General features: G+C 59.6%; 22 protein-coding genes and 1 pseudogene. 8 read left to right on the top strand and 15 right to left on the bottom strand.

Going from position 1 to position 25998, the window contains the following annotated elements:
• The first annotated feature begins 63 nt into the window (after positions 1–63).
• From KGB20_RS00310 to KGB20_RS00325, 4 genes are all read left to right on the top strand, one after another.
• Positions 64–747, top strand: a complete 684-nt coding sequence (locus KGB20_RS00310) for an isochorismatase family protein (RefSeq protein WP_090456879.1) — start codon at positions 64–66, stop codon at positions 745–747.
• A gap of 56 nt (positions 748–803) precedes the next feature.
• Complete coding sequence (ycaC, locus tag KGB20_RS00315; RefSeq protein WP_223531679.1) at positions 804–1430, top strand: isochorismate family cysteine hydrolase YcaC; 627 nt, start codon at positions 804–806, stop codon at positions 1428–1430.
• Between the two features lie 212 nt (positions 1431–1642).
• Complete coding sequence (locus KGB20_RS00320; RefSeq protein ID WP_223531681.1) at positions 1643–3085, top strand: mechanosensitive ion channel domain-containing protein; 1443 nt, start codon at positions 1643–1645, stop codon at positions 3083–3085.
• Between the two features lie 210 nt (positions 3086–3295).
• Positions 3296–5896, top strand: coding sequence for a putative mucin/carbohydrate-binding domain-containing protein (locus tag KGB20_RS00325; RefSeq protein WP_223531683.1), 2601 nt, complete (start codon positions 3296–3298; stop codon positions 5894–5896).
• A 231-nt stretch (positions 5897–6127) separates the two neighbouring features.
• Here the strand turns inward: KGB20_RS00325 and KGB20_RS00330 are convergent.
• Positions 6128–6235: pseudogene (locus KGB20_RS00330) on the bottom strand (iron dicitrate transport regulator FecR); the annotation flags it as partial.
• Between the two features lie 277 nt (positions 6236–6512).
• Here KGB20_RS00330 and KGB20_RS00335 point away from each other — a divergent pair.
• Positions 6513–6953, top strand: a complete 441-nt coding sequence (locus KGB20_RS00335) for a carboxymuconolactone decarboxylase family protein (protein WP_218498085.1) — start codon at positions 6513–6515, stop codon at positions 6951–6953.
• Between the two features lie 12 nt (positions 6954–6965).
• Here the strand turns inward: KGB20_RS00335 and KGB20_RS00340 are convergent, their stop codons facing one another.
• The 4 genes from KGB20_RS00340 to KGB20_RS00355 all read right to left on the bottom strand — a co-directional run bounded on the left by KGB20_RS00340 (position 6966) and on the right by KGB20_RS00355 (position 11944).
• Complete coding sequence (locus KGB20_RS00340) at positions 6966–8558, bottom strand: DHA2 family efflux MFS transporter permease subunit (protein ID WP_223531685.1); 1593 nt, start codon at positions 8556–8558, stop codon at positions 6966–6968.
• A complete protein-coding gene (locus KGB20_RS00345) occupies positions 8555–9676 on the bottom strand; it encodes an HlyD family secretion protein (RefSeq protein WP_223531687.1) in 1122 nt (373 codons plus the stop codon). Before KGB20_RS00345 ends, KGB20_RS00340 begins: the two co-directional genes overlap by 4 nt.
• Positions 9677–9983: 307 nt before the next feature.
• Positions 9984–11165, bottom strand: a complete 1182-nt coding sequence (locus tag KGB20_RS00350; protein ID WP_223531689.1) for an acetyl-CoA C-acyltransferase family protein — start codon at positions 11163–11165, stop codon at positions 9984–9986.
• Complete coding sequence (locus KGB20_RS00355) at positions 11162–11944, bottom strand: enoyl-CoA hydratase-related protein (RefSeq protein ID WP_223503661.1); 783 nt, start codon at positions 11942–11944, stop codon at positions 11162–11164. Before KGB20_RS00355 ends, KGB20_RS00350 begins: the two co-directional genes overlap by 4 nt.
• Before the next feature lie 218 nt (positions 11945–12162).
• Here KGB20_RS00355 and KGB20_RS00360 point away from each other — a divergent pair, with 218 nt between their 5' ends.
• From KGB20_RS00360 to KGB20_RS00370, 3 genes are read left to right on the top strand one after another with little or no spacing between them, the layout of a single operon-like run.
• On the top strand, positions 12163–13269 hold the full coding sequence (locus KGB20_RS00360; RefSeq protein WP_223531691.1) for a polyamine ABC transporter substrate-binding protein: 1107 nt from the start codon (positions 12163–12165) through the stop codon (positions 13267–13269).
• Between the two features lie 39 nt (positions 13270–13308).
• Positions 13309–14727 carry an aminotransferase gene (locus KGB20_RS00365; RefSeq protein ID WP_223531693.1) on the top strand — a complete coding sequence of 473 codons (1419 nt, stop codon included), beginning with the start codon at positions 13309–13311 and terminating at the stop codon, positions 14725–14727.
• The gene (locus tag KGB20_RS00370; RefSeq protein WP_057713971.1) at positions 14724–15632 is read left to right on the top strand and encodes a LuxR C-terminal-related transcriptional regulator; all 909 of its coding nucleotides are present in this window, start codon (positions 14724–14726) and stop codon (positions 15630–15632) included. Before KGB20_RS00365 ends, KGB20_RS00370 begins: the two co-directional genes overlap by 4 nt.
• Before the next feature lie 134 nt (positions 15633–15766).
• On the opposite strand, the gene KGB20_RS00375 is transcribed toward KGB20_RS00370, so the two are convergent.
• From KGB20_RS00375 to paaA, 10 genes are all read right to left on the bottom strand, one after another.
• A complete protein-coding gene (locus tag KGB20_RS00375) occupies positions 15767–16081 on the bottom strand; it encodes a hypothetical protein (RefSeq protein WP_223531695.1) in 315 nt (104 codons plus the stop codon).
• 615 nt (positions 16082–16696) lie between these two features.
• Positions 16697–18766, bottom strand: coding sequence for a phenylacetic acid degradation bifunctional protein PaaZ (gene paaZ, locus KGB20_RS00380; protein ID WP_223531697.1), 2070 nt, complete (start codon positions 18764–18766; stop codon positions 16697–16699).
• Between the two features lie 57 nt (positions 18767–18823).
• Positions 18824–20077, bottom strand: a complete 1254-nt coding sequence (locus KGB20_RS00385; RefSeq protein WP_223531699.1) for an OprD family porin — start codon at positions 20075–20077, stop codon at positions 18824–18826.
• 34 nt (positions 20078–20111) lie between these two features.
• Positions 20112–21758: a cation acetate symporter gene (locus KGB20_RS00390; RefSeq protein ID WP_223531701.1), complete on the bottom strand. Its 1647-nt coding sequence runs from the start codon at positions 21756–21758 to the stop codon at positions 20112–20114.
• On the bottom strand, positions 21755–22063 hold the full coding sequence (locus KGB20_RS00395) for a DUF485 domain-containing protein (RefSeq protein WP_218498093.1): 309 nt from the start codon (positions 22061–22063) through the stop codon (positions 21755–21757). The genes KGB20_RS00390 and KGB20_RS00395 overlap by 4 nt, the downstream gene beginning before the upstream one ends.
• Positions 22064–22236: 173 nt before the next feature.
• Entirely contained in the window at positions 22237–23313 is a 1077-nt protein-coding gene (gene paaE, locus KGB20_RS00400) for a 1,2-phenylacetyl-CoA epoxidase subunit PaaE (RefSeq protein ID WP_223531702.1), read from the bottom strand.
• A gap of 34 nt (positions 23314–23347) precedes the next feature.
• Positions 23348–23881 (bottom strand): 1,2-phenylacetyl-CoA epoxidase subunit PaaD, encoded by a 534-nt coding sequence (gene paaD, locus KGB20_RS00405; protein ID WP_057713978.1) that lies wholly within the window; start codon positions 23879–23881, stop codon positions 23348–23350.
• Entirely contained in the window at positions 23868–24629 is a 762-nt protein-coding gene (paaC, locus tag KGB20_RS00410) for a 1,2-phenylacetyl-CoA epoxidase subunit PaaC (RefSeq protein ID WP_223531704.1), read from the bottom strand. The genes paaD and paaC overlap by 14 nt, the downstream gene beginning before the upstream one ends.
• Before the next feature lie 8 nt (positions 24630–24637).
• Positions 24638–24919 (bottom strand): 1,2-phenylacetyl-CoA epoxidase subunit PaaB, encoded by a 282-nt coding sequence (paaB, locus tag KGB20_RS00415; RefSeq protein WP_007943393.1) that lies wholly within the window; start codon positions 24917–24919, stop codon positions 24638–24640.
• Between the two features lie 28 nt (positions 24920–24947).
• Entirely contained in the window at positions 24948–25937 is a 990-nt protein-coding gene (paaA, locus tag KGB20_RS00420) for a 1,2-phenylacetyl-CoA epoxidase subunit PaaA (RefSeq protein ID WP_223531706.1), read from the bottom strand.
• Between the last annotated feature and the right edge of the window lie 61 nt (positions 25938–25998).

Below are 25998 nucleotides of genomic sequence, written 5' to 3' on the forward strand. Positions count from 1 at the left end.
AGGATGAGTAGGCCGGTTTTCAGGCCAGGGATGGCTGTTGCCCAAAAGAAAGAGGAAACGCACATGAACACTGCCTACGCGGCCAACTTCAACGGCCAGAAACCGACCATCGACCCCAACGACAGCGCAATGCTGTTGATCGATCACCAGAGCGGACTGTTCCAGATCGTCAAGGACATGGACGTGCCCCAATTGCGCGCCAACGCCATTGCCCTGGCCAAGGCCGCAACCCTGCTCAAGATGCCTGTGATCACCACCGCTTCCGTTCCCCAGGGGCCGAACGGGCCGTTGATCCCGGAAATCCACGAGGCCGCGCCCCATGCGCAGTACGTGGCGCGTAAAGGTGAAATCAACGCCTGGGACAACCCGGAGTTTCACGCGGCGGTCAAAGCCACCGGCAAGAAAACCCTGGTGATCGCCGGCACCTTGACCAGCGTGTGCCTGGCGTTCCCGTCCATCGCCGCCGTGCATGAGGGCTACAAGGTGTTTGCCGTGGTCGACGCCTCCGGCAACCACTCGAAACTGGCCACTGATCTGACCGTTGCCCGTCTGGCCCAGGCCGGGGTGGTGCCGATCGACATCATGGCTACGCTCTCTGAGCTGCAAGGTTCGTGGAACCGCCCGGACGCCGAGCAGTGGGCCGCTGTCTACGCCCAGGCCATGCCGCATTATCAATTGCTGATCGAGAGCTACCTCAAGGCCCAGCAAGTGGCGAACGAACACGAAGCGCTGGACTCCCAGCGCTAACCGGTTACCCCACGCCGATTTCCAATCGGCATCGATAACATGCGAGGACTACTGCAATGACTACTTCCTACAAGCGTCTGGACAAGGACAACGCCGCGGTTTTGATGGTTGATCATCAGGCGGGTCTGTTGTCTCTGGTGCGCGACATCGATCCGGATCGATTCAAGAACAACGTGCTGGCGCTGGCTGACCTGGCCAAGTACTTCAAGCTGCCGACCATCCTCACCACCAGTTTCGAAACCGGTCCCAACGGACCGCTGGTGCCCGAACTCAAGGCACTCTTTCCGGACGCGCCGTACATCGCTCGCCCGGGCCAGATCAACGCCTGGGACAACGAAGATTTCGTCAAGGCGATCAAGGCCACGGGCAAGAAACAACTGATCATCGCCGGTGTGGTGACGGAGGTGTGCGTGGCGTTCCCGGCGCTTTCGGCGCTGGCCGAAGGTTTTGACGTGTTCGTGGTCACCGACGCGTCCGGCACCTTCAACGAACTGACCCGCGAATCGGCGTGGAACCGTATGACCGCTCAGGGCGCGCAACTGATGACCTGGTTCGGCCTGGCCTGTGAACTGCACCGCGACTGGCGCAACGACATCGAAGGGTTGGGCACGCTGTTCTCCAACCATATTCCGGATTACCGCAACCTGATGACCAGCTACAGCACACTGGCCAATAGCAAGTAAACCAGCCAACACGCCTTCCCCTGTAGGAGCGAGCCTGCTCGCGATGACGGTAGAACAGACACTGTTGCAGTGACTGTCAGTCCGCCTTCGCGAGCAGGCTCGCTCCTACATTTGTTTTTGTGTTGATTGCAGAATCCAGCTAAATCAATTCCACCTACACTGAGGCCAATCCATGCGATCTTCGCGTTATTGGCCCTGGCTGGAGTTGCTTGATGCTGTCATTGCTCACCGAACACCCGCTGATTTGCGCGATGGCGCTGATCCTGATCGATCTTGGGTTGTGGTACTTGCTCAGTGCACTTGGCAGCGCCTGGCGGCTATTGGTACGGGTGGTGATTTTTTCGTTGTTCAGCCTGCTGTTGTTCAACGAAGGCCTGAACCCGATGGAGCCGCCGCCCTGGGCTGACAACGTACCCTTGCATCTGGCGGCCACCGGCTTGCAGATCGGCTGGTGGTTGTTCGGCGCGCGGACCCTGACCGTGCTGATCGGCGCGGTGATGATGCAACGGGTCGGGCACACCGGGCGATTGCTTCAGGATCTGCTCGGAGCGGTGATTTTCCTGATCGCGGTCATTGCCGCCCTGGCCTATGTGCTCGATCTGCCGGTCAAGGGCGTGCTGGCGACGTCGGGTGCGTTGGCGATCATCGTCGGGCTGGCCTTGCAAAGTACCCTCAGTGACGTGTTTTCCGGGATCGTCCTGAACACCACCAAGCCCTATCAACTCGATGACTACATCTCCATCGATGGCATGGAGGGCCGGGTCACCGACATCGACTGGCGTGCCACGCGCCTGCAGACCTCCCAGGGTTGCATGGCGGTGATTCCCAACTCCCTGGCAGCCAAGGCCAAGATCATCAATTTCAGTCGGCCGAGCGATATGTTCGGCATCTCCGTTTCGTTGGAAGTGAGCCCCCACACGCGGCCGAACACGGTGATCGAAGCCCTGGAGCGGGCCATTCAAGGTTGTCGTGCGTTGCTCGATACACCGTCGCCAAGCGTCGGCCTGAAAACCGCCAGCAACACCGGAGTGGTCTACGAAATCAGCGGCTTTGTCGCGTCGATGGACGAGAAACGTTCAGTGCGCAACCAGCTGTACGATCTGGCCTATCGGCACTTGCAGGCATCCGGGGTCAGTTTGTTGTCGAGCGTGGAGCCCAGTCCACCGGTCAACTCGACTCGCAAACGCGCGTTGCTCGACAGCTCGCCGATTTTCTCCACCTTGCGCCAGGAAGAGAAAGACACCTTCAGCCAGAACATGACCCTGCAAACCTTTCGCGCCGGGGAGGTGATCCTGGAAGCGGGGCAGGTCAGCGATCACTTGTTCATTATCGAATCCGGCGTGATCTCGGTGACGTTGATGCGCCATGGAGCGCCATTTGAATCCGGCCGCATGGGGCCGGGCGAAGTGATCGGCGAGGCTGGCATCCTGGAAGACAGTTCGGTGCCCGCCGCGTTTGCGGCGAAAACTCCGTGCGCGCTTTACCGCATTGAAAAGGAATACCTCAAACCGTGCCTGGCTGCCCGTCACGACATCAACGATGCCATGAAGACCTTGCTGGATTTCCGTTTGCACAAGGCGCAGACACTGACGCAGGAGGTGCCGGTGGTCGTACAGAAGAAAGGGTTTTTGCGCTGGTTGCTCAAGCGGGCGTGAGGGAGTGTGACGAGTCGATACGAGGATTGCGAGCAAGCACATTTCGGTTCAGTGTAGTGTGATAGTACGATATTTCCTTTATAACCGCGTATGTAGTGTTTTGCGATGCATTTAAATTATTGATCTAAGAAACTGTCATTTCTGTCAGTATGCTGTGCTGCTGATCGTGTGTAGATTCATTTCAGATATTTTTCTGACAGGGTGAATGCTATGTATGATCAAAGTGTTTTCTCGGTTGTATTGCCATACTTCAGTCTAGAGCGTCCTGACTGGTTCATTAATGCAGGTCTGGATAAGGGGTGTCGTCACGATCGGAAAACATTGAGTATTATAATTGCGCCCGGGGCGACGATTCGATTTCGACAGAAAGCTCCAGGCTCCAGTGTCGGCCATGTGTTGAGTTTGCTCAATGATGACAGCAGAACTGAACTGCAAGCAGAAATAAATAACGAATGGCGCGAGTTGGTTTCAAGTGTACCTTCGGTACCATTTGTGAGTACACGGTATACGGATAGCGCAGGTGAATTGGCTGAGGTTGAGGTTGAAGTAAAAGGAGGGTGGAGTTTTCTTCCGATCTATACGCAGGGAGTGGCGGATTCAGAGTTTATTGGGTTGTGGGATTCGTTAGATGCTGAATATGCATTGTTTAACTGCAAGTATGCGAATATTTTAATTCCAAAAAAAGACAAAGAGGTTGTAAGAAATTTGCAAGTGGAGCGTGGCTTGCAGAGCGTGACCGATTACTATGAGACTGTGTTCGAATATTTTAATGGTCTCGTAGGTATTTCATTTGACTCGGCAACGCCAGAGAATAAAAATATCCCCAATCGCTATTTTATGAAGGCTGATAAAACTGGTGCGGGTGCTGCTTATTATGGCGAAAGCTGGACCGCCGAATCCTCGGACTCCGTGGCTGCATTCTGGCTTGACCCTGAGGCTACAAACTGGGGTTGTTTGCATGAGATAACTCATGGTTATGAAGGTGGATTCTTCGGGTATAGCTCGGTAAATATGGGTGAAATCTGGAACAATGTTATGTCTCATTTGTTTCAGGAGAAATTTATGGGGGACGCTGTTTATCGCGATGGGTGGCTGTTTAGTCCGGGGGTGGTTAAGGAGGAAAAAGTCTACGAAGATGCCCGGCGCGTATTTGCTCAAGGACTTGATACAGTTGGAGGTGATGGGCATTTAATAATGTTTTTTTATCTGCTAATCGTCTGGAGAATGGGCGAGCGTGGTGTTGCCGAATTTTATAAGCGCTATCGTCGACTCAGTAACGAGGCTGGGTTTAACCCTCAAGACTACCCGACTATGGATTTGTTGAGCAGTGTGGTGGTCGATATCGGAAACTCGGATATTTCTGCGTTTATGGAATACGTTAAGGCACCTCTTTCCAGGCGGCAATTTTTCGAGAACGCATTTAGTGGTTCAATACCCGTTTATCCGCTCTATTTGATTGCTCCATATTTAGTGAAGCCACTTCAGGAAATGCTCGGGGTCAGGAGTCCGTTGCATTTGATAAGTACAAGTCAGTTGTTGATTGCGGGGATGAAAGGGGGAGTTATATTTAATTTCAATGCGGATATTTTTGATAAGGTTTTCGGAAAGACTTTTGTTTTAAGTTCGGGTAGCGATAAGGTCAGGGTTGTAAGAATTGATGCAAGACAGATTTATTTGCGAGATTTGCCGGTGGGGATTTACAGGTTGCATCTACCGTTTGGCGGAGAGGGAACATATCAAGGGGCAATATCATATGTGGTGGTCTCACCAGTAACTAAAGTAGTTGATTGTATTTATGATGAAAAGATGGGTAGCGGCCTTGTTGATCAGAGCTTGTATTTAAGGGGGGTGGGTTCTACAGTTTTTTGTAGTGTTCAGGTAAATCTATCTGCAGGTCGTCTGATAATTGACGTAGTGCAAAAAAAACCACATGCCTATTTTGTCGGCGTTGTTTATGCTGCGCTGACGGTTAAAAATGCGCAAGGTAATGTTGTTTTTAATTTGCAAATGGTGGGCGATAATACCGAGTTGCTTCATCGTGAGTTGGCGATTTCTCCGGGTTTTACTATCGAAATAATGCACAAGGAAATGGGGGTTGATGTGTCATATAGTTCGGCCTCTGCGGTGTTTGATGTTAGTGCTGTGAATAATGTTCTTAAAATTACTGAGCGCGGTCTTGTCAATGCGGTTATAGCCACCGACGCCGGTGAGAACTTGAAGGTAGAGATGGAGCGAGTGGCTGCAATTTTTGAACGCTCTCCTCATCTTGTTCTTCGTGACGATTTTCCATTGAAAGAGGATTTTAAAAGGGCGATAAATTTGTTTGCGGGGCCAGTGCGGGAGGAACTACTAGAGCGCTATAAGAAAATTGAATTTATTCGTCCCGCAGTTAATGATGGTGTCGGTGGGTCGAGAGTTAGCTGGTCACTAAATGGCATTTCAGATCAATCAATCGGCTACGTAAAATTTGATTTCAATGATCGCACAGTTAAATTTGAAGTCTTTCAGATCATCCCTCACCCATATTTTGCTTCTGTGTATTTGTCTGTTGTGTTGACCTCGGCCAGTGGTGAAATCCGTTATCTTCGCGAGCTCCGTGGCGATGTTTTGGCGGAATCGGAGTCGATAGTGTTGCCGTTGAATTTTGGCGATACCGTCAGTGTCATGCATAGGGAGCCTTCGCGTAGCAATATCGAGGCGGACGGCAACGGTCGATGGATTCAAACGGGACTTGTACAGCATGCGATCCACAATGAGCCGCGTAGATTGAGTCTGGCCAGCTACTGGCCGAAGGTTGCGGCGGAGTCCTGAGCCAGATGATGCCAAAGATTGTGGGCAGTCGCAGTTTCTCCTGACGTAGTGTTTCTGGTCCGACAATCGATGGTCCCTCCGCGGATTACGAGCGGGCTCGCACAACGAACGCGTGAACAATGCAGAGTTGATGTGTGCGAGCCTGCTCGCGAAAGCGATATAGGCGATGCTGCAAATACAGGCTCCATCAGAACCCACAGTTACCGAAACCACATCAATCTGACCGCCCAAGATCCTCGGCTCGACCGACAACCAATACCGCGTCATGCGGCTGATGTTCAACGGCAGAGTGTCGCTGAGCAGGCGCAGGCTGGCGTCAGTATCACGCAAAGCTGCAGCCAGTCGTGGTGTTCGCTGTAAAGGTTATGGATTTGCTGGTTTAAAGGTTGGTCGGCGGACGACATGGCGAGCAGATACTCAAATCGGGCATCCTTGGCCTGAGTGCAATTAAGAAATGATCGCAATCCAGTGGTCGTGACCTAGTGCCGGAAATTCTCATTTCACACTTTTTCACGCCTGCCGTCAGTGGCCTCCTCGACTTTTGGAATATTGGCTATTTGTGTAGAACGGTCGGGGGACTAACGTAGTGACACACCCACCTGCCCTGGAGCATGCCATGCAACCCCGTATCGATTTCTACACTGCCTCCCCTGATGCCCTCAAAGCGATGATCGCCCTGGAAACAGCGGTGTCGAAGCTGCCGCTGGAAAAAAACCTGATTGAACTGGTCAAGCTGCGCACCTCGCAAATCAACGGCTGCGCCTTCTGCCTGGATATGCACAGCGCCGATGCACGCAAGGGCGGTGAGTCCGAGCGTCGCCTGGCGACACTGTCGGCCTGGCGCGAAACGCCGTTCTTCACCGAGCGTGAACGCGCCGCACTGGCCTGGACCGAATCCCTGACCCTGATCAGCCAGACCCATGCCCCGGACGAAGACTATGAACTGGCTACCGCGCAGTTCGATGCCAAGGAATTGGTCGACCTGACCGTCGCCATCACCACCATCAACGCCTGGAACCGTCTGGCCATCGGCTTTCGCAAAATGCCTCAGGCCTGACCCGCACAAGCATCAATGAGCGTCGGCACTCGGCGCGGTCGGTGGTTGTACCTTGCGCATCAAAGGCACCATCGCCGTGGCGATAATGAAGCAGACCATGATCATCAAGAACGCGTCGCCATAGGTTTGCGTCTGGGCTTCGCGGTAGGTCAGCAACCATAGTTGATGCAGGCTGGCGGTGACCCCGGCGTCACCGCTCTGGCCGAGGGCGGCGAAGTTGTTGCCGACCTGGGACAGCCATTGGTTGAGCGCCTCGTTGGTGCTGTTGAGGTTCTCCGCCAACCGGGTGAAATGCAGGTTGGTGCGGTCGTTGAGGATGGTCGCGCACGCTGCAATGCCGATGGCCCCGCCCAGGTTGCGCATCAGGTTGAACAACCCCGACGCATGCTTGAGCCGTGCCGGCGCCAAGCCGCCGAGGGTCAAGGTCACCGCCGGCGGCACCGCCAATTGCTGGGCAATCCCGCGCAAGGCTTGCGGCAGCATCAACTCCTTGGCCCCCCAGTCATGGGTGATCGGGCTGAAATCCCACATCGACAAGGCGAACAGCCCAAGACCGAACATCATGATCCAGCGCAGGTCGACGCGATTGGCCAGAAAGGCATACAGCGGAATCGCCATGATCTGGAACACTCCGGTGGAGAAAACCGCCAGACCAATGTCCAGCGCTCCGTAGCCACGCACTCGGCCGAGGAACAGCGGTGTCAGGTAAATGGTGGCGAACAGGCCGATGCCGGTGACGAACGAGAAGAAACAACCGAGGGCGAAATTGCGGTCCTTCAAGGCGCGCAGATCGACAATCGGGTTGGCCACATGCAAGGTCCGGCCGATGAACGCCAGCCCGGCCAGGCCACTGATCCACGCGGTGGTCAGGATCGTGCGGTCGCTGAACCAGTTCCAGCGCGGGCCTTCTTCGAGGGTGTATTCCAGGCTGCCAAGGAACAGCGCCAGAAACACCATGCTCAAGTAATCCGCGCCTTTGAGCAGCGACAGTTCCGGCTGGTCGATTTTTACCAGCATCGGCACGGCCACGGCGACGAAGATGCCGGGAACCAGGTTGATGTAGAACAGCCAGTGCCAGGACGATATGTCGGTGATCCAGCCACCGATCACCGGCCCCAGGGTCGGTGCCAGGGACGCCACTGCGCCGATGGTCGCGGCGGCGATCACCCGTTGTTTGCCGGTGAAGAACACGAAGGCCGTGGTGAACACCAGCGGGATCATCGAGCCGCCCAGAAACCCTTGCAGGGCGCGGAAGGCGATCATGCTCTGGATGTTCCAGGCTATGCCGCACAGCAGGCTGGCCAGGGTGAAACCCACCGCCGATGCGCAAAACAGCCAGCGCGTCGAGAACACCCGCGACAGCCAACCGGACAGCGGGATCACGATGATTTCGGCGATCAGGTAGCTGGTTTGTACCCACGCGGTTTCGTCGGTGCCGGCGGAAAGCCCGCCGCCGATGTCACGCAACGAAGCCGAGACAATCTGGATGTCCAGCAGGGCAATGAACATGCCGATGCACATGCTGGCGAAGGCGAAAACCTTGGTCGCCGTCGCCATGTTCGCGGCATTGAACGGTTGCGCCGGGGCGGCGAGGGCACGGCTCATGGCGCGCTGGCCACGGCTGGCGCTTGAGGCGCCTTGCGGGTGTCCACTTCAGCGGTGACCGACAACCCCGGACGCAAGTGGCCGAGCACACTGTCGGCCGGGTCGAGGTGAATCCGCACCGGCACCCGCTGCACGATCTTGGTGAAGTTGCCGGTGGCGTTTTCCGGCGGCAATACGCTGAATTGCGAACCGCTGGCGGGGGCGAGGCTGTCCAGGTGACCGTGGAATTCCTGCCCCGACAGCACGTCGGCACGGATCACCACCCGTTGCCCCGGCACCATGTGCGCCAGTTGGTCTTCCTTGAAGTTGGCATCGACCCACAGACCGCTGGTCGGCACTACCGAGAGCAATTGCGAGCCGGCCTGGGCATAGGCGCCGACCCGTGCCCGGCGATTGCCGATCACACCGTCAACCGGTGCCTTCAGTTCGGTGTAGTCGACATTCAATTGCGCCAGGTCGCGCTCAGCCTTCGCCTGGATCAAGGCGGCGCGGGCTTGTTGTTTCTGGGTGTCGATCACATTCAACTGGCGTTGCGCGGCCAGCAATTCAGCCTGGGCGCGGTTGCTTTGGGCCTGGGCCGTCTTGAACGTGGTATTGGCCCGCTGGGCACTTTCAACCGAGACGGCGTTGGTGATCACCAGTTTTTTGTAGCGGGCATCGTCATCCCGCGAACGGGCGGTTTCGGCGCCGGCGGCGTCGATGCCGGCACGGGCCTGGCCGATGACGGCCTGTTGCAGTTGCTCGGTGGCGTCAAGGTTGGCGAGCAGGGCCTGCTGGGCGGCCACTGCGCCTTCGGCCTTGGCCAGGTGGGCGCGGTAGTCGCGGGAATCGAGACGGATCAGTACGTCGCCGGCCTTGACCTTCTGATTATCGGTCACCAGTACTTCGTCGATGTAGCCCGCCACTTTCGGCCCGATCACCGTCACATCGCCGCCGATGTAGGCGTCGTCGGTTTCCTCGATGAAACGTCCGGCAGTCCACCAATGCGTGCCATACACACCGGCCAGCACCAGTGCCGCGATGCCCAGTGTTGGCAACAACAGGCGTTTGAGCAGGGGAGGTTTGGCGGCAGTCACCGGGGCAGCCAGGTCGGGTTCAACGGTGGGCATGCTGGTCATGGAGGATTACCTGTGGGGGCGGCGGTTAATTATGATGATCATAATATGACGAATGTAATATTTTGTGGCAAATAGTTTTTGCTGCCGGTCGTCAGGTGATAAATGAGAGGAGGTCAGATGTTGAATTCGAAGAATAACGACTGTAGGAGCGAGCCTGCTCGCGATAGCAGTGTGTCAGGCAACATCTTTGCCGACTGAACGGCCGCCATCGCGAGCAGGCTCGCTCCCACAGGGATTCGCTACTGGTCTGCTGGAATGAAAAAGGCCGGTGATCTGGATGATCACCGGCCTTTTTTACAGCTATTGCTTACACGCGCTCGAAAATCGCCGCAATCCCCTGGCCACCACCGATGCACATGGTCACCAGCGCGTAACGGCCGCCGGTGCGGTGCAGTTCGTGGATGGCCTTGGTGGCGATGATTGCGCCGGTCGCGCCCACCGGGTGGCCCAGGGCGATACCCGAACCGTTCGGGTTGACCTTGGCCGGGTCGAGGTCCAGTTCCTGGCTGACGGCGCAGGCCTGGGCCGCGAAGGCGATGTTGGCTTCGATCACGTCCAGGTCGGCGACGGTCAGGCCGGCGCGTTTGAGCGCCAGGCGGGTGGCCGGGATCGGGCCCAGGCCCATGAGTTCCGGTTCAACGCCGGCGTGGGCGTAGCTGACCAGGCGGGCGAGGGGTTTCAGGTTATTGGCCTGGACCGCGTTGCCGCTGGCCATGACCAGTGCGGCGGCGCCGTCGTTCAGGCCCGAGGCGTTGCCGGCGGTGACCGAACCGTCCTTCTTGAACGCCGGCTTCATTGCTGCCAGCTGTTCCAGGGACGTGGCGCGCGGATGTTCGTCGACGCTGAACAGTTTGACGCCTTTGCGATCCTGGATCTCCACAGTCGCGATCTGCTCGCTGAAGTAGCCGTTGGCAATCGCGTGGGCCGCGCGTTGCTGGTCTTCGAAAGCCAGGGCGTCCTGCATTTCGCGGGTGATGCCGTTGCGCGCGGCGACGTTCTCGGCGGTGATGCCCATGTGGATGCCATGGAAGGGGTCATGCAGGATGCCGAGCATGTAGTCGATGACCTGGGCGTTGCCCATGCGCGAACCCCAACGGGCGGCCGGCATCAGGTACGGGCCACGGCTCATGGATTCGGCACCGGCACCGACGACGATGTCGGCATCGCCGAGCATCAGGGTCTGGGCGGCGTTGATGATCGCTTGCAGGCCCGAACCGCAGAGGCGGTTGACGTTGTAGGCCGGGGTTTCCTTCGGGATGCCGGCGTTCATCGCCGCGACGCGGGAGATGTAGGCATCGCGGGTTTCGGTCGGGATCACGTTGCCCATCACCAGATGGCCAACGAGCGCCGGGTCCACGGCGGCTCGCTCCAGGGCGGCTTTCACGGCCGTGGTCGCGAGGTCGGCCAGTGGCACATCCTTGAGCGAGCCACCGAACGTACCGATGGCGGTACGGGCGGCGCTGACGACGTAGATTTCTGGAGTGTTCATGGCTGGTTTCCTTTCGGTGGATTCTTATCTGTACTGCGATTGAGCAGGGCGTTCAAGGCGGTTTTCGCCTCGTCGGTATTCAGGCGCTGAATGAACAGCGTGTTTTCTTCGCGCAGGGTGGTTTCCAGTTCGGCCAGGCAAGCCTGTTTCATCAGCAGCCGGGACTGGCGCAAGGCTTGCTGGGGCATGGCCAGAAAGCGCTGGGCGATTTTTGTCGCCGCCGCCAGGCATTGTTCGCCGTCATCGAAGGCTTCGTTGGCCAAGCCCCAGGCCACCGCTTCGTTGCCGTCCAGGCCGTTGCCCAACAGGAGCAGGCTCGCGGCACGGGCATGGCCGAGCCGGCGTGGCAGCAACAGGCTGGCGCCAAATTCGGGGCACAGGCCGATGTTGACGAACGGCATGCGCAGCTTGGCGTTGCGGGTGACCAGTACTTGATCGCAATGCAGCAGCAATGTGGTGCCAATACCGATGGCCGCACCGCAGACTGCCGCGATCAGCGGTTTTTGCAGGCGCGTGACGACCTTCATCAGGTGGAACGCCGGGGCGTCCAGATGAGTCGGCGGGTGCTGGAGGAAATCCACCAGGTCATTGCCGCTGGTAAAGCACGCCGGGCCACCGGTGATGATGATCACGCCGGTCTGCGGGTCTTCGTCGGCGGCCAGCAACAGCTCGGCCAGTTGCGTGTACATGGCGTTGTTCAGCGCATTGAGCTTGTCCGGGCGGTCGATGGTCAGCGTCAACACGCCGTCGCGTTGCTCGTGTTTGATCAGGTCGGTCATCGCAGGCTCTGCAGGGTCGGTTCAGGGCTGCCACTTTAAGCGCCGGACAAACCCCGGATCTATGGCAAAACGGGTCAACTGCACTGCCGCTTTTTGCCATGCCGGTGTGCCCAAAAAGCGACACACACCCATTCGGGGTATGGCCGCGCCCAGCGAATCCACCAATAGTGGCGGCATCCGCTCATCCAGAGCCGAACTCGCTATAAGGTGCATTTGCTATGGGCAAGACGCTGCTTAAGGTGATTTCCAGTCTGTTTGTTGTATCGCTGACATTGAATGCCTACGCCGCTCAAGTGGACGACAGCCATACGCTGCGGTTGTACAACTGGGCGGATTACATCGGTGAAAAAACCGTGGCCGACTTCGAAAAGGCCACCGGCATCAAAGTCATCTACGACACCTTCGATGCCTACGAAACGGTGCAGGCCAAATTGCTCACCGGCCACTCCGGTTATGACCTGATCGTGTTGAACGCGTCCCTGGCGCCACCGCTGATCAAGGCCAAGGTGTTCCAGCCGCTGGACAAGAAACAGCTGCCGGGCTGGACCAACCTGGACCCGAAAGTCCTGGAGGATCTGCAAGGGTACGATCCGGGCACCACGTACTCGGCGCCTTATACCTGGGGTAGCAACGGTGTCACCTACAACGTCGACAAGATCAAGGAACGCATGCCGGACGCGCCGATCGGCTCGCTGGCGATGATCTTCGATCCGAAGATCGTCTCGCGCTTCGCCGACTGCGGCGTGACCCTGCTCGATGCCCCGACCGAAGTCATTCCCATGGCCCTGAAGTACCTGGGACGTGATCCGAGAAGCGCCGCACCGGAAGATCTGAAAGCCGCCCAGGACTTGCTGTTGTCCGTGCGGCCGTACATCCGCAAGTTCGACTCGGTCAATTACCTGACCAGCCTGCCCAACGGCGACGTGTGCATGGCCATGACCTGGTCCGGCGACTACGCCACCGCCATGGCCCGCGCCGCAGAAGCCAAAAAGAAGATCGACCTGGCCTACTTCATCCCCAAGGAAGGCTCGCTGATCTGGTTCGACAACCTGTACATCCCGGCCGACGCACCCCACGTCGCCAATGCCCACAAGTTTCTCGAGTACCTGATGCAGCCGCAGGTGATGGCGGACGTGAGCGACTTCATCAATTACGCCAACAGCAACGCCGCGGCCACGCCGTTGTTGAGCGCCGATGTGCGCAACAACCCGGCGATTTACCCCGACGCGCAAACTCGCGAGCGGCTGTTTCCGCAGAAGACCCAGAACGCCAAGGACATGCGGGCGATTACCCGGGTCTGGAGCACCGTGAAAAGCGGCATCTGATTTGTTCGAACGTTAGTCAATTCGGTTAGAGGTTTATTTATGGCGACGCCAACACGCACCGTTTTTTCCCCAGCGGACGAGTCCCGGCTGGTCAAGGCCGACAAGGCTCACCATATGCACGGCTATCACGTGTTCGACGAACACGCCGAACAGGGTTCGCTGAACATCGTCGCAGGCAACGGCGCCTATATCTACGACACCCAGGGCAACCGCTTTCTCGATGCGGTGGGCGGCATGTGGTGCACCAACATCGGCCTGGGTCGTGAGGAAATGGCCGAGGCCATCGCCGACCAGGTGCGTCAGCTGGCCTATTCGAACCCGTTTTCCGACATGTCGAACAACGTCGCCATCGAGCTGTGCGAAAAACTCGCCAGCCTGGCCCCCGGCGACCTCGACCATGTGTTCCTGACCACCGGCGGCTCCACCGCCGTGGACACCGCGTACCGGCTGATCCAGTACTACCAGAACTGCCGAGGCAAACCGGAGAAGAAGCACGTCATCGCCCGGTTCAACGCCTATCACGGCTCCACCACCCTGACCATGTCGATCGGCAACAAGGCCGCCGACCGGGTGCCGGAGTTCGACTACGCCAACCCGCTGATCCACCACGTCTCCAACCCGAATCCGTACCGCGCACCCGATGGCATGGACGAGGCGCAGTTCCTCGAGTTCCTGGTCAAGGAATTCGAAGACAAGATCCTCTCGATTGGCGCGGACAAGGTTGCCGGTTTTTTCGCCGAGCCGATCATGGGCTCCGGCGGGGTGATCATTCCGCCCCGGGGCTATCTCAAACGCATGTGGGACGTCTGCCAGCGCTACGACATCCTGTTCGTCGCCGACGAGGTGGTCACTTCGTTCGGTCGCCTGGGCAAGTTCTTTGCCTCTTATGAGGTGTTCGACGTGCAGCCCGACATCATCACCACCGCCAAGGGCCTGACCTCGGCCTACCTGCCGCTGGGCGCGTGCATCTTTTCCGAGCGCATCTGGAAAGTCATCGCCGAGCCGGGCAAGGGCCGCTGTTTCACCCACGGCTTCACCTACAGCGGGCATCCGGTGTGCTGCACGGCGGCGCTGAAGAACATCGAAATCATCGAGCGGGAAAACCTGCTGGCCCATGTCGACACGGTGGGGGCTTATCTGGAGGAGCGCCTGGCCACCCTGCGGGACTTGCCGTTGGTGGGGGATGTGCGCTGCCAGAAACTCATGGCCTGCGTGGAGTTCGTCGCCGATAAACGCACCAAGGCGCTGTTCCCCGACGAGATCAACATCGGCGAGAAAATCCACGTGCGGGCCCAGGCCCGGGGCTTGCTGGTGCGGCCGATCATGCACCTCAATGTCATGTCGCCACCGTTGATCCTGACGTCTGTCCAGGTCGATGAAATCGTCGAGACCTTGCGCACATGCATTCTGGAAGTGGCCGCCGAGCTTGAAGCGAGCGGACAGTACGCGGGCCAATGATTTCGTCAGTCAGGCTGTTACCAAGGGCGTGTCCAGCCGCTAGACTGCGGGGCATGAGCAAACCAGACGACGATACGCTGATCGCGGTGCCCTTCGGGGCATTGCACAAATGGCATGGGGGAATGCGCGAGGCATTCGCCCATATCGATGAGCCTGACGCTTTGCAACACCTGGCGTCGGCGTTGGCGCAACTGGTGTCCGTCGAGTCGATGATGATCAGCCTGGAGCGTAAGGACCGCGCGCCCCAGTTGCTGCATCAGCGCGGGATTGCGCAGGAGTATCAGGTCTCGATTCTGGAGCGCTATTTTGCCGGGGGTTATTTGCTCGACCCGTTCTGCCTGGCGGTGGAGCAGGGGTTGGCGCAAGGCTTCTATCACCTGGAGGAGATTGCCCCGGACAACTTCTTCGACAGTGACTACTACAAATCCTATTACCTGAAGGCGGGCTGCTCGGAAGACAGCTACTACATTGTCGATATCGGCAATGACACGAAGATTTCCGTCAGCCTCTATCAGGGTTTCGGCGGTGAATGCCTGAGCGCCGAACAGCTGAATCTGCTGCGCGCCGTGGAACCGCTGGTGCGCGAATTCATCAGCGAATTCAGTCAACGGGGCATGCTGCGCAGTCGCGAGATCCAGTGCGATAAAGACCAGGGCATGCGCGATGATCTCAAGCACCGGGTGCAGTCGGCGTTCGAGCATTTCGGCAGCGACTTGCTCACTGAGCGTGAGCGGCAAGTGGCGCATATGGTGTTGCGCGGGCATTCGGTGAAATCCACGGCCAGCCAGATGAACATTTCACCGGAAACCGTGCGCATGCACCGCAAGAACCTGTACCTGAAACTGGAGGTGGGTTCGCAGTCGGAGTTGTTTGCGCTGTTTATCGAGTGGTTGCGCAGGCACTAACCAGAATTTTTGGCCTACCGATACCCCTGTAGGAGCGAGCCTGCTCGCGAAGAACGTCCAGATGACGCGTTCTGTCAGACCGCCCGCGTTATCGTTGGCCTCCATCGCGAGCAGGCTCGCTCCTACAGGGTTGGTCAGAGTGCCCGCAACCGTCGCCCGACCACATCCAGCACATCACAGCCATCGCGCAACGGGATGGCGCAGAGCAATGAAAAGTCGCTGAGGATGAAGGAATCGCACTCGATCGAACCGCGCATGGACAGGTTTTCCAGCAATTGGGTGACGGCGCGGATTCGGTAGTTGGCGGCGTCCATCAGGACGTCGAGCGGTGCGTGGGTGTCGACGAAGAGGGTGGGCATTTCACTGCAATTGCTGGTGAGTGCCATGAAGCGATTGTCGGGGTGTGGGGTTGGTTTTTCGTAGGGTGGATCGGGATGAATGGTTTTCATGGTTTCTAACTCTAGGAAAGGAAAATCGAAGCTACCGAAAGCCTTCCTACGGGCTAGGGTGGCAGCCATGTACGGGGTAGGAATATCGAGTCCCTAGCACCTCGACCACGCCGAAGCGTGCCCGTACATAGCCGCCGCAGCTGATCTTACGGACGCATTACAACGGCCGCAAACCAGGTAATTGGCGCCAACGTGGTACTAGGGAAACTGGAGGTTCCTACACCCCGCCACTGAAATTCAGTGACCACCAAAGACTATCGATTGAGCACCTTTCAAACCAGTTCATGCGGATCGCCGCAATTCGAAGGAAATCTCCGAAGACCTTGCCCGGAAATGTCCTAGGACCTGCGCAATGAATATCTGCAAAACGGGGACGGTGGGTTGTGGATGAGGGACAACGGGCATGTCCGAAGCCTAGGAAAAACAGAAATGTCCTACGCCAATTGACACCTGGATCACCTCAACCCCTGTAGGAGCGAGCCTGCTCGCGAAGAACGTCCAGACAGCGCGTTCAGTCAGACTGCCCGCGTTATCGTTGACCTCCATCGCGAGCAGGCTCGCTCCTACAGGGGTTGCTGGTTGATCACGAGATTTGTGGCCAACCAGAAAACCTGATCAATCTTCGCGTTTGACCACCAGGGTCAGAATGTCATAACTGGCCACCAGTTCACCCAACTGGTTGATCACTTCCACATCCCACGCCACCACCCCTTGCGGGATGCCCTGCGGGCTCTTCTTGCCCTGGTCGATCTTTCGTTTGCAGGTCAGGCGCGCCTGGATGGTGTCGCCGATGCCTACCGGGTTGATGAAGCGCAAGGTGTCCAGGCCATAGTTGGCCAGTACCGGCCCCGGAGCGGGGGAGACAAACAGCCCGGCCGCCGCCGAAAGCACGAAGTAACCGTGGGCGATGCGCTTGCCGAATTGCGATTCCTTGGCTGCGATCTCGTCGAAGTGCATGTAGAAGTGGTCGCCCGACAGGCAGCCGAAGTTCACCAGATCTGCTTCGGTGACGGTGCGGCGGTGGGTCAGCAGCGACTCGCCGATCTGCAGGTCCTGGAAATGGCGACGGAACGGATGCACGTCGGTTTCGATGACCTTGGCCCCGCGCACGTACTCGCCGGTGACCGCCGCCAGCATGGTCGGCGAACCTTGTACCGCCGCGCGTTGCAGGTAGTGTTTCACCGCGCGCAGGCCGCCGAGTTCTTCGCCGCCACCGGCACGCCCCGGGCCGCCGTGCTTGAGTTGTGGCAGCGGCGAGCCGTGACCGGTGGATTCGCCGGCAGAGTGGCGATCCAGTACCAGCAAGCGGCCGTGCCAGGCAGCCGCGACCGGGATGGCCTTGGCGGCGATTTGCGGATCCTTGGTCACCAGGCTGGCGACAAGACTGCCTTTGCCGCGTGCAGCCAGGGCCAATGCTTCGTCGAGATCGTCGTAGGCCATCAGCGTGCTGACCGGGCCGAACGCTTCGATATCGTGGGCGCCGCCCTCGGCATGGGGGTCACGGGCCTGCAACAGGGTCGGGGCAAAGAACGCGCCTTTGTCGACGTTTTCACCACGGGGTTCGAAACCGTCGCGGGCACCAAACAGCATATCGCTGCTCTGCAACAGGCTTTCCAGACGCTCAGCCACGTCTTTCTGCTGATCGTGAGACGCCAGTGCGCCCATGCGTACGCCTTCCACCGACGGGTCGCCGACCACCACTTTGGGCAGGCGATCACGCAGGCGGGTAGCCACGGCATCTATGTGTTTGGCCGGGACGATGGCGCGGCGGATGGCGGTGCATTTCTGCCCGGCCTTGGTGGTCATTTCCCGGGCGACTTCCTTGATGAACAGCTCGAACTCTTCGTCATCCGGGGTCACGTCCGGGGCGAGAATGGCGCAGTTCAGGGAGTCGGCTTCGGCGTTGAACGGCACCGAATTGCGGATCAGGTTCGGGTTGACCCGCAGCTTGGCCGCGGTGTCGGCGGAACCGGTGAAGGTCACCACGTCCTGGCCTTGCAGGCGGTCGAGCAGGTCGCCGGTGCTGCCGATGATCAGTTGCAGGCTGCCCGCCGGCAGCAGGCCGGATTCGTCCATCAGGCGCACCACGGCTTCGGTCAGGTAGCTGGTGGCGCTGGCGGGTTTAACGATGCACGGCATGCCGGCGAGGAAGCTCGGGGCGAACTTTTCCAGCATGCCCCAGATCGGGAAGTTGAAGGCGTTGATGTGCACCGCCAGGCCGCCGCGAGGCACCAGAATGTGCGTACCGGCGAAGGTGCCCATTTTGCTCAGCTGCATCGCCGGGCCTTCGTGGACGATGTTGCCCGACGGCAGCTCGCGGGAGCCGAGGCTGGCGTAGGTGAACAGCGTGCTGTTGCCGCCTTCGATGTCGATCCAGCTGTCGGCGCGGGTCGCGCCGCTGTGGTGGGAAATCGCGTAGAGCTGTTCCTTGCGCTCGCTCAGGTACAGGGCCAGGGCCTTGAGACGCTGGGCGCGCTGCTGGAAGTCCAGCGCCATCAAGCCGCTGATGCCCTGGCGACGGCCGTGCTCGATGGCTTCGGCGAAGTCCGGACGCTCTTCGTGGGTGCGGGCGATTTCATGGCCGTCGATGGCGCTGCGCAGGACCTGCGCGCCGTGTTGGCCGATCCAGCGACCGGCGATGAAGCTTTGCAGGGTGGGGGCATGCAGTGCAGGTGAAGAGGACATCACGATTGCTCCTGGTTATGAAGGGTTGTGGCGCGGTGGCGACCGCGCCTTTCGGAATTACCAAAGCGCCAGGGTGTAACCGACGATCAGCCGGTTCTCATCGAGGGCGGTAGTCAAGCCATTGCCGGAACGGAAGGTCACGTTGCGCCAGCGCAGGCTGACGTTCTTGAACACACCGCTCTGGACGACGTAGCTGATATCGGTGTCGCGCTCCCATTCGCGACCGTTGTCGACGGTGCCAGCCTTGACGTGGCGACCGTCGGTGTAGCGGGTCATGAAGGTCAGGCCGGGAATACCTTGCGCCGCGAAGTCATAGTCGTAACGCAGTTGCCAGGAATCCTCGTCGGCGCGGGTGAAGGTGTTGAAAGTCACCAGGTTGACCACGTACGGATCGCCGCCGTTGAGGAACGGAAAGGCGCTGTCGCCAGACAATTGCTGGTAGGCGGCACTGACCTTGTGGGCACCGTGGGACACCGTGAACATGCTGTTGAAGTTGCGGTTGTCGATGCGCCCGGCCCGTTCGGCGCCGTCGCCCCGGCTGTCGAAATAACGCAGGTCGCTGCGCAGGTTGAAGCCGTTGCCCAACGGTTGCGTATGCACCAGTCCGGCGAATTGCTGGCGATAGATCTGTTCGAGCTTGCCGTAGTAGTAGCTCACATTCAGTTGCGGGCTGAACGCGTAGGTGCCGCCGCCGAAGTCGAAGTGATCGCTGGTGGCGGCGGCGTAGCCGATGTCATCGTTGCTGGAGGAGTCACGCAGGTTGGCCTTGGTCAGGCGTCCGGCATTCACCGTCAGGCCGTCGATTTCCTGGCTGGTCAGCAAGCCACCTTCAAATGTCGAACCCAGCAGGCGTGTGTCGTTGTAGGTGGCCACTGGCAACAAGGGTTGCAGGGTGCCGAGTTTCAACACGCTTTTGGATACTTTCAATTTGCCGGTCAGGCCCAGTTCGCTGTACTCGTCGTCGGGCTCATGGCTCTGTGGGCCAAACGGCAGCAGCCCGGTGCCACGACGGTCGGGACTGGAGTCGAGCTTGATCCCCAGTTCGCCCAGTGCGTCGAGACCGAAACCGAAGGTGCCGTCGGTGAACCCGGACTCGATGCGCGCAGTGAATCCCTGGGCCCATTCTTCGGCCTTGGATTGCGGCGCGTTGTCCTGACGGAAGTCGCGGTTGATGTAGTGGTTGCGCATATCAATGCGGGCCTTGCTGTCGCCGATGAAGTCGGCCATGGCGCTGGGGGCGATCATGGGCAGACTCAATGCGGCGGCCAGCGAAAACAGTGATTCACAAGACGTGGTACGTGCGGGTTTCATTATTTTTATTCCCTGCCAACTGATCGATCGTCGTTTAGTGTTTGCTGGCACCAGTGGCACCGATGCCGGTCATCGAGCGGATGAACTGCGCCAGATAACGGCCACGCTCAATGGCTGCCCGGGGCGAGGTGTCGGTGACGGAAAACAGCCATGCACTAAAGAACGCCAGGCTCATGGAAAACAGCGCCGGGTTGGAGTACGGGAACAGCGCCTTGTCGTGATGCATCACGTTGACCCACACCGCCGGGCTCAACACCAGCAGGACAATCGCCGAGACCAGTCCGGACAGACTGCCGAGGACGGCGCCGCGGGTGGTCAGGCCTTTCCAGTACATCGAAAGGAACAGCACCGGGAAATTCACCGACGCGGCGATGGCCAGCACCAGGCCCGAGAGGAAGGCGATGTTCTGCGACTCGAACAGCAGGCCGAGGACGATCGCCAGCACACCGATGCACAGGGTGGCGATTCGCGACACGCGCATTTCCTGCTGCTCGCTGGCCTGGCCTTTGCGCATCACGCAGGCATACAGGTCATGGGACACCGCCGAGGCGCCGGACAGTGCCAGCCCGGCAACCACCGCCAGGATGGTGGCGAAGGCGACCGCCGAGATGAAGCCGAGGAACAGGTTGCCGCCTACCGCGTGGGCCAGGTGCACCGCGACCATGTTGCCGCCGCCGATGATCGCGCCGCTGGCGTCACGGAACGCCGGATCGGTGCCGACCATGACGATGGCGCCGAAGCCGACGATGATCAGCAGCAAGTAGAAGTAGCCGATGAAACCGGTGGCGTAGAACACGCTTTTACGCGCTTCCTTGGCATCGCTGACGGTGAAGAAACGCATCAGGATGTGCGGCAGGCCGGCGGTGCCGAACATCATGCCCAGCCCCAGGGAAATTGCATCGATCGGGTTGGACAGCAAGCCGCCGGGGGCCATGATTGCGTTGCCCTTGGCATGCACGGCGGTGGCACCGGCAAACATCGCCTCAGTGCTGAAGCCGAAGTGCTTGAGCACCATGAACGCCATGAAGCTGGTGCCGAACAGCAGCATCACCGCCTTGATGATCTGCACCCAGGTGGTGGCGAGCATGCCGCCGAAGGTCACGTAGAACACCATCAACACGCCGACCAGCATCACTGCATAGAGGTAGTCGATGCCGAACAACAGTTCGATCAGCTTGCCGGCGCCGACCATCTGCGCCACCAGGTACATCAGGGCCACGGTCAGGGTGCCGAAGGCCGAGGTCAGGCGCACCGGGGTCTGTTCCAGGCGATAGGACACCACGTCGGCAAAGGTGTATTTGCCCAGGTTGCGCAGGCGCTCGGCAATCAGGAACAGGATGATCGGCCAGCCGGCCAGCACGCCCAGGGCGTAGAGCAAGCCGTCGTAGCCATTGAGGAACATCATCGCGGAGATGCCGAGGAACGAGGCTGCCGAGATCATGTCGCCGGCAATCGCCAGACCGTTCTGGAAACCGGTCATGCCGCCGCCAGCGGTGTAAAAATCGCTGGTGGAGCGGGTACGCAGTGCCGCCCAGCGTGTCACGCCAAGGGTGAACAACACGAACACCAGGAACATGCCGATGGCGTTCCAGTTCAACGGTCGGGATGCGCCGTCGGCGGCCATCGCAACATCAGTGACAGCCGCCAGCGGCAGCAGGAACAGTGCAAGAAGGCGGTTCATCGGGCGCACTCCTGCTTGAGTTTTTCATTCAGCGGATCGATCACGTTGTTGGCGCGATAGACATAGAAACCGGTCAGCGCAAAGGCCAGCCCGACGATGACGACACCCACCAGCATGCCCACGGTGGTCACGCCGCCGCTCAGGGATTGGCCGAGGGTAGAAGGGGAGAAAGCCACCAGCAGCACGAAGCCGTAATAGATCACCAGCATGGCCAGGCTCAGTGACCAGTACAGCTTCTGTTTGCGACGAACCAGCTGGATGAAATCCGGGTGCTGGCCGATGAGTTCTATGTCTTGGGGGGTCATGGAAGCGCTCTCCGTTGTTGTTTTTGTTGTTGTGTAAAGCAGGTACGGCCCGAGCCCTGTAGGAGCGAGCCTGCTCGCGATGAACCTGAAATCACCGCGGGGTATCAGGCATCCAGCGTTATCGTTGACGACCATCGCGAGCAGGCTCGCTCCTACAGGGTTTTGCGGCGGTTTCAGAGCTGATCGAAATCCAGCACCACCTTGTCGCTGATCGGGAAGGCCTGGCACGACAGCACGTAGCCGGCGGCCACTTCGTAGTCTTCCAGGGCGTGGTTGCTGTCCATTTCCACTTCGCCCTCGATGACCTTGCACTTGCAGGTCGAGCACACGCCGGCCTTGCACGAGTAGGGCAGTTCCGCACCTTGCTCGTTACCCGCATCGAGGATGCTCTGGCTGTTGCGTTGCAGGTCGAACGCCAGGGCGCGGCCATCGCTGATGACGGTGATCTGGCTGACCGCTGAATCCACTTGGCGCGCCGCCTCACGGGCTTCGCGTTTTTGCTGGCTGCCGGCGGCGGCGAACAGTTCGAAGTGAATGCGCTCGGGCGCCATGCCCTTGGCCTTGAGGCTGTCGCGCACGGTCTCGGTCATTTCCTGCGGACCGCAAATGAAGGCAGCGTCGAGGGCTTTGACGTCGAGCCAGCGGCTGAACAGTTGTTCGCATTTCTCGGCGTTGATCCGGCCGTTGTACAGGTCGACATCCTGCTGCTCGCGGCTGAACACGAAGATCAGGTTCAGGCGTTGCAGGTAGCGGTTTTTCAGGTCTTCGAGCTGTTCGCGGAACAGCGCGCCGGAGCTGGAGCGGTTGCCGTACAGCAGGGTGACGCGGCTGTGGGGCTCGGTTTCCAGGGTGGTCTTGATGATCGACAGGATCGGCGTGATGCCGCTGCCTGCCGCCACGGCCAGGTAGTTGCCATGGCGCGCCGGGTCGAGTTCGACGCAGAAATGCCCGGCGGGCGGCATCACTTCCAGGGTGTGCCCGGCTTTCAGCTGTTCGTTGGCAAATGCTGAGAAGCGTCCGCCGGTAACACGCTTGACGGCGATGCGCAGCTCACCGTCGTTGACCCCGGTGCAGATCGAGTACGAGCGGCGTACTTCTTCGCCGTCCAGTTGGGTGCGCATCACCAGGTGCTGGCCCTGGGTGAAGTGGAAGCTGTCCTGCAAGTGCTGCGGAATCTCGAAGGCGATGGACACCGCGTCACGGGTCTCGGCGCGCACGTCCTTGATGGTCAGGCTGTGAAATTTGCTCATTGTTGTTCTCCAGCTGGGACGGCCGATTCGCCGCTCAGATGCACTTGAAATAGTCGAACGGTTCCCGGCAATCGACGCAGCGGTACAGGGCCTTGCAGGCGGTGGAGCCGAACTCGCTGAGCACCTCGGTGTGGGCGCTGCCGCATTGCGGGCACACAACCTGCGGGTTCTCGCCGAGCAGGCTGCGCTTGCTGGTGCTGCCCTCGGGCGGCGCGATGCCGTAAGCGCGCAGGCGTTCGCGGCCGCTGTCGCTGATCCAGTCGGTGGTCCAGGCCGGGGTCAACTTGCGCTCCAATTGCGGCGCCTTGAATCCGGCGAGTTCCAGGGCTTCGCGGATGTCGCTTTCGATCACTTCGGTGGCCGGGCAACCGGAGTAGGTCGGCGTGACCACCACGTGAAGGTGACCGGCCTGCCAGTCGAGATCGCGGACGATGCCCAGGTCGACCACGCTGACCACTGGCACTTCCGGGTCCATGACCTCTGCCAGAATCGCCCACGCGGCAGCCAGGTCGGTCGGTTGAGCCGGCCGGGCGCCGAGGTCGCTGGCGATCAGCTCACCAGGTTGCATCGGGGTACGCTCGTGGCAGGCACTGCATTTCGGCCAGCAGAATCCCTAAGTGTTCGGTGTGCAGGCCCTTGCGTGCATTCAGGTAGAAATAGCTCGGCGCCGCTGGAACGGGCAGGGTGGCGCTGCTGAAGATCTGCTCGATCTTTGTCTGCCACTGGGTGGCGACGCTGGCGATGTCCGGGGTGATGCCGGCGGCGCACAGACGCTGTTCGCTGTCATCGGCGGCGATCAGTTCCACGGTGAAGCGCCAGACTTCGGGAATCGCTGCGAGCATGCGCCGATTGCTTTCCTCGGTGCCGTCACCCAGGCGTTCGATCCATTCGCCGGAGCGACGCAGGTGATAGGTCACTTCCTTCACCGCTTTGGCGGCGATCCCGGCGATGCGTTCATCGCTGGACTGGCTCAGGCCCTGCAGCACCGGCAAATGCCAGGCGTCATAGAGGAACTGCTTGAGCATGGTCACCGCGAAGTCGCCGTTGGGTTGTTCCACCAGCAGCAGGTTGCGATAGGCGCGCTCGTCGCGACGAAACGCCAGGTGATCGGCATCGCGGCCGTCGTCCAGCAGTTCGGCGGCGTACTCCAACCAGTTGCGCGCCTGGCCCACCAGGTCGAGGCCGACGTTCATCAGCGCCAGTTCTTCCTCCAGCGCCGGGGCCTTGCCGCACCATTGGCACAGGCGCTGGCCCTGGATCAGGGCGCTGTCGCCGAGGCGCAGCAGGTATTCGATCAGATCAGTCTTGTTATCCATGGTCGACCTCACATGTGCCCGACTTCGGCCGGCAGCTCGTAGAAGCTGGCGTGGCGGTAGACCTTGTCGTCCGATGGGTCGAACAGCGGGTCTTTTTCATCCGGCGACGAGGCGGTGATCAACGCCGAAGGCACGACCCACAGGCTCACGCCTTCGCTGCGACGGGTGTAGAGCTCGCGCGCGTTCTCGATGGCCATGGTGGTGTCGGCGGCGTGCACGCTGCCGACGTGCTTGTGGTTGAGGCCGTGCTTGCTGCGCACGAAGACTTCGAAGAGGGTCCACTCGGACATTTCAGTTACTCCACATCAGGTGGCCGGATCAGGCGGCGTTCTTGTTTTGTTTTTTGCGGGCGTGGGCGACGGCGGCTTCACGGACCCAGGCGCCGTCTTCAATCGCCTTGCGGCGGGTGGCGACGCGTTCCTGGTTGCACGGGCCGTTGCCCTTGAGCACTTCGTAGAATTCGTTCCACTGGATTTCGCCGAAGTCGTAGTGGCCGCGTTCGGCGTTCCACTTCAGGTCCGGGTCGGGGCAGGTGCAGCCCAATAGCTCAAGCTGCGGGATGGTCTGGTCGATGAAGCGCTGGCGCAGTTCGTCGTTGCTCTGGCGCTTGATTTTCCAGGCCATGGACTGGGCACTGTTCGGCGAGTGTTCATCGCTCGGGCCGAACATCATCAGCGACGGCCACCACAGGCGGTTGATCGCGTCCTGGACCATGTCTTTTTGCGCCTGGGTACCGTGACGCATCATGGTCAGGAGGATTTCGTAGCCCTGGCGCTGGTGGAAACTCTCTTCCTTGCAGATGCGGATCATCGCCCGGGAATACGGGCCGTAGGAGGTGCGCTGCAGCACCACCTGGTTGACGATCGCCGCGCCATCCACCAGCCAGCCCACCGCGCCCATGTCGGCCCAGTTCAGCGTCGGGTAATTGAAGATGCTCGAGTACTTGGCCTTGCCGCTGTGCAGCTTGGCGATTTCTTCATCGCGGTCGGCGCCCAGGGTTTCCATGGCGCTGTACAGGTACAGACCGTGACCGGCCTCGTCCTGGATCTTGGCCATCAGTTGCAGTTTGCGTTTGAGGCTTGGCGCGCGGGTGACCCAGTTGCCTTCGGGCAGCATGCCGACGATTTCGGAGTGGGCGTGCTGGGAAATCTGCCGGATCAGGGTCTGGCGGTAGGCATCTGGCATCCAGTTCTTGGCTTCGATCTTGATTTCTGAATCGATTTTTTCCTGGAAGGCGCGTTCCTGTTCGGACATTTCCGAGAGGTCCTTGATGCGCTTTACGCCGGTTTCTACGAGCTGTGCGTACATTTTTGAGTTCCCGCCTTGAATCTGTTCTGGGGCATGGAGAACTTTATAAGCGATACAGAAA

The sequence above is a fragment of the Pseudomonas sp. BF-R-30 genome (assembly GCF_019956175.1).
Classification (GTDB): Bacteria; Pseudomonadota; Gammaproteobacteria; order Pseudomonadales; family Pseudomonadaceae; genus Aquipseudomonas; species Aquipseudomonas jessenii.

What these genes read in the sequence shown, in the direction of transcription:
- KGB20_RS00310 (WP_090456879.1), top strand. Translation starts at nt 64, where the DNA reads ATGAACACTGCCTACGCGGCCAACTTCAACGGCCAGAAACCGACCATC.
- ycaC (WP_223531679.1), top strand. Translation starts at nt 804, where the DNA reads ATGACTACTTCCTACAAGCGTCTGGACAAGGACAACGCCGCGGTTTTG.
- KGB20_RS00320 (WP_223531681.1), top strand. Translation starts at nt 1,643, where the DNA reads ATGCTGTCATTGCTCACCGAACACCCGCTGATTTGCGCGATGGCGCTG.
- KGB20_RS00325 (WP_223531683.1), top strand. Translation starts at nt 3,296, where the DNA reads ATGTATGATCAAAGTGTTTTCTCGGTTGTATTGCCATACTTCAGTCTA.
- KGB20_RS00335 (WP_218498085.1), top strand. Translation starts at nt 6,513, where the DNA reads ATGCAACCCCGTATCGATTTCTACACTGCCTCCCCTGATGCCCTCAAA.
- KGB20_RS00340 (WP_223531685.1), bottom strand. Translation starts at nt 8,558, where the DNA reads ATGAGCCGTGCCCTCGCCGCCCCGGCGCAACCGTTCAATGCCGCGAAC.
- KGB20_RS00345 (WP_223531687.1), bottom strand. Translation starts at nt 9,676, where the DNA reads ATGACCAGCATGCCCACCGTTGAACCCGACCTGGCTGCCCCGGTGACT.
- KGB20_RS00350 (WP_223531689.1), bottom strand. Translation starts at nt 11,165, where the DNA reads ATGAACACTCCAGAAATCTACGTCGTCAGCGCCGCCCGTACCGCCATC.
- KGB20_RS00355 (WP_223503661.1), bottom strand. Translation starts at nt 11,944, where the DNA reads ATGACCGACCTGATCAAACACGAGCAACGCGACGGCGTGTTGACGCTG.
- KGB20_RS00360 (WP_223531691.1), top strand. Translation starts at nt 12,163, where the DNA reads ATGGGCAAGACGCTGCTTAAGGTGATTTCCAGTCTGTTTGTTGTATCG.
- KGB20_RS00365 (WP_223531693.1), top strand. Translation starts at nt 13,309, where the DNA reads ATGGCGACGCCAACACGCACCGTTTTTTCCCCAGCGGACGAGTCCCGG.
- KGB20_RS00370 (WP_057713971.1), top strand. Translation starts at nt 14,724, where the DNA reads ATGATTTCGTCAGTCAGGCTGTTACCAAGGGCGTGTCCAGCCGCTAGA.
- KGB20_RS00375 (WP_223531695.1), bottom strand. Translation starts at nt 16,081, where the DNA reads ATGAAAACCATTCATCCCGATCCACCCTACGAAAAACCAACCCCACAC.
- paaZ (WP_223531697.1), bottom strand. Translation starts at nt 18,766, where the DNA reads ATGTCCTCTTCACCTGCACTGCATGCCCCCACCCTGCAAAGCTTCATC.
- KGB20_RS00385 (WP_223531699.1), bottom strand. Translation starts at nt 20,077, where the DNA reads ATGAAACCCGCACGTACCACGTCTTGTGAATCACTGTTTTCGCTGGCC.
- KGB20_RS00390 (WP_223531701.1), bottom strand. Translation starts at nt 21,758, where the DNA reads ATGAACCGCCTTCTTGCACTGTTCCTGCTGCCGCTGGCGGCTGTCACT.
- KGB20_RS00395 (WP_218498093.1), bottom strand. Translation starts at nt 22,063, where the DNA reads ATGACCCCCCAAGACATAGAACTCATCGGCCAGCACCCGGATTTCATC.
- paaE (WP_223531702.1), bottom strand. Translation starts at nt 23,313, where the DNA reads ATGAGCAAATTTCACAGCCTGACCATCAAGGACGTGCGCGCCGAGACC.
- paaD (WP_057713978.1), bottom strand. Translation starts at nt 23,881, where the DNA reads ATGCAACCTGGTGAGCTGATCGCCAGCGACCTCGGCGCCCGGCCGGCT.
- paaC (WP_223531704.1), bottom strand. Translation starts at nt 24,629, where the DNA reads ATGGATAACAAGACTGATCTGATCGAATACCTGCTGCGCCTCGGCGAC.
- paaB (WP_007943393.1), bottom strand. Translation starts at nt 24,919, where the DNA reads ATGTCCGAGTGGACCCTCTTCGAAGTCTTCGTGCGCAGCAAGCACGGC.
- paaA (WP_223531706.1), bottom strand. Translation starts at nt 25,937, where the DNA reads ATGTACGCACAGCTCGTAGAAACCGGCGTAAAGCGCATCAAGGACCTC.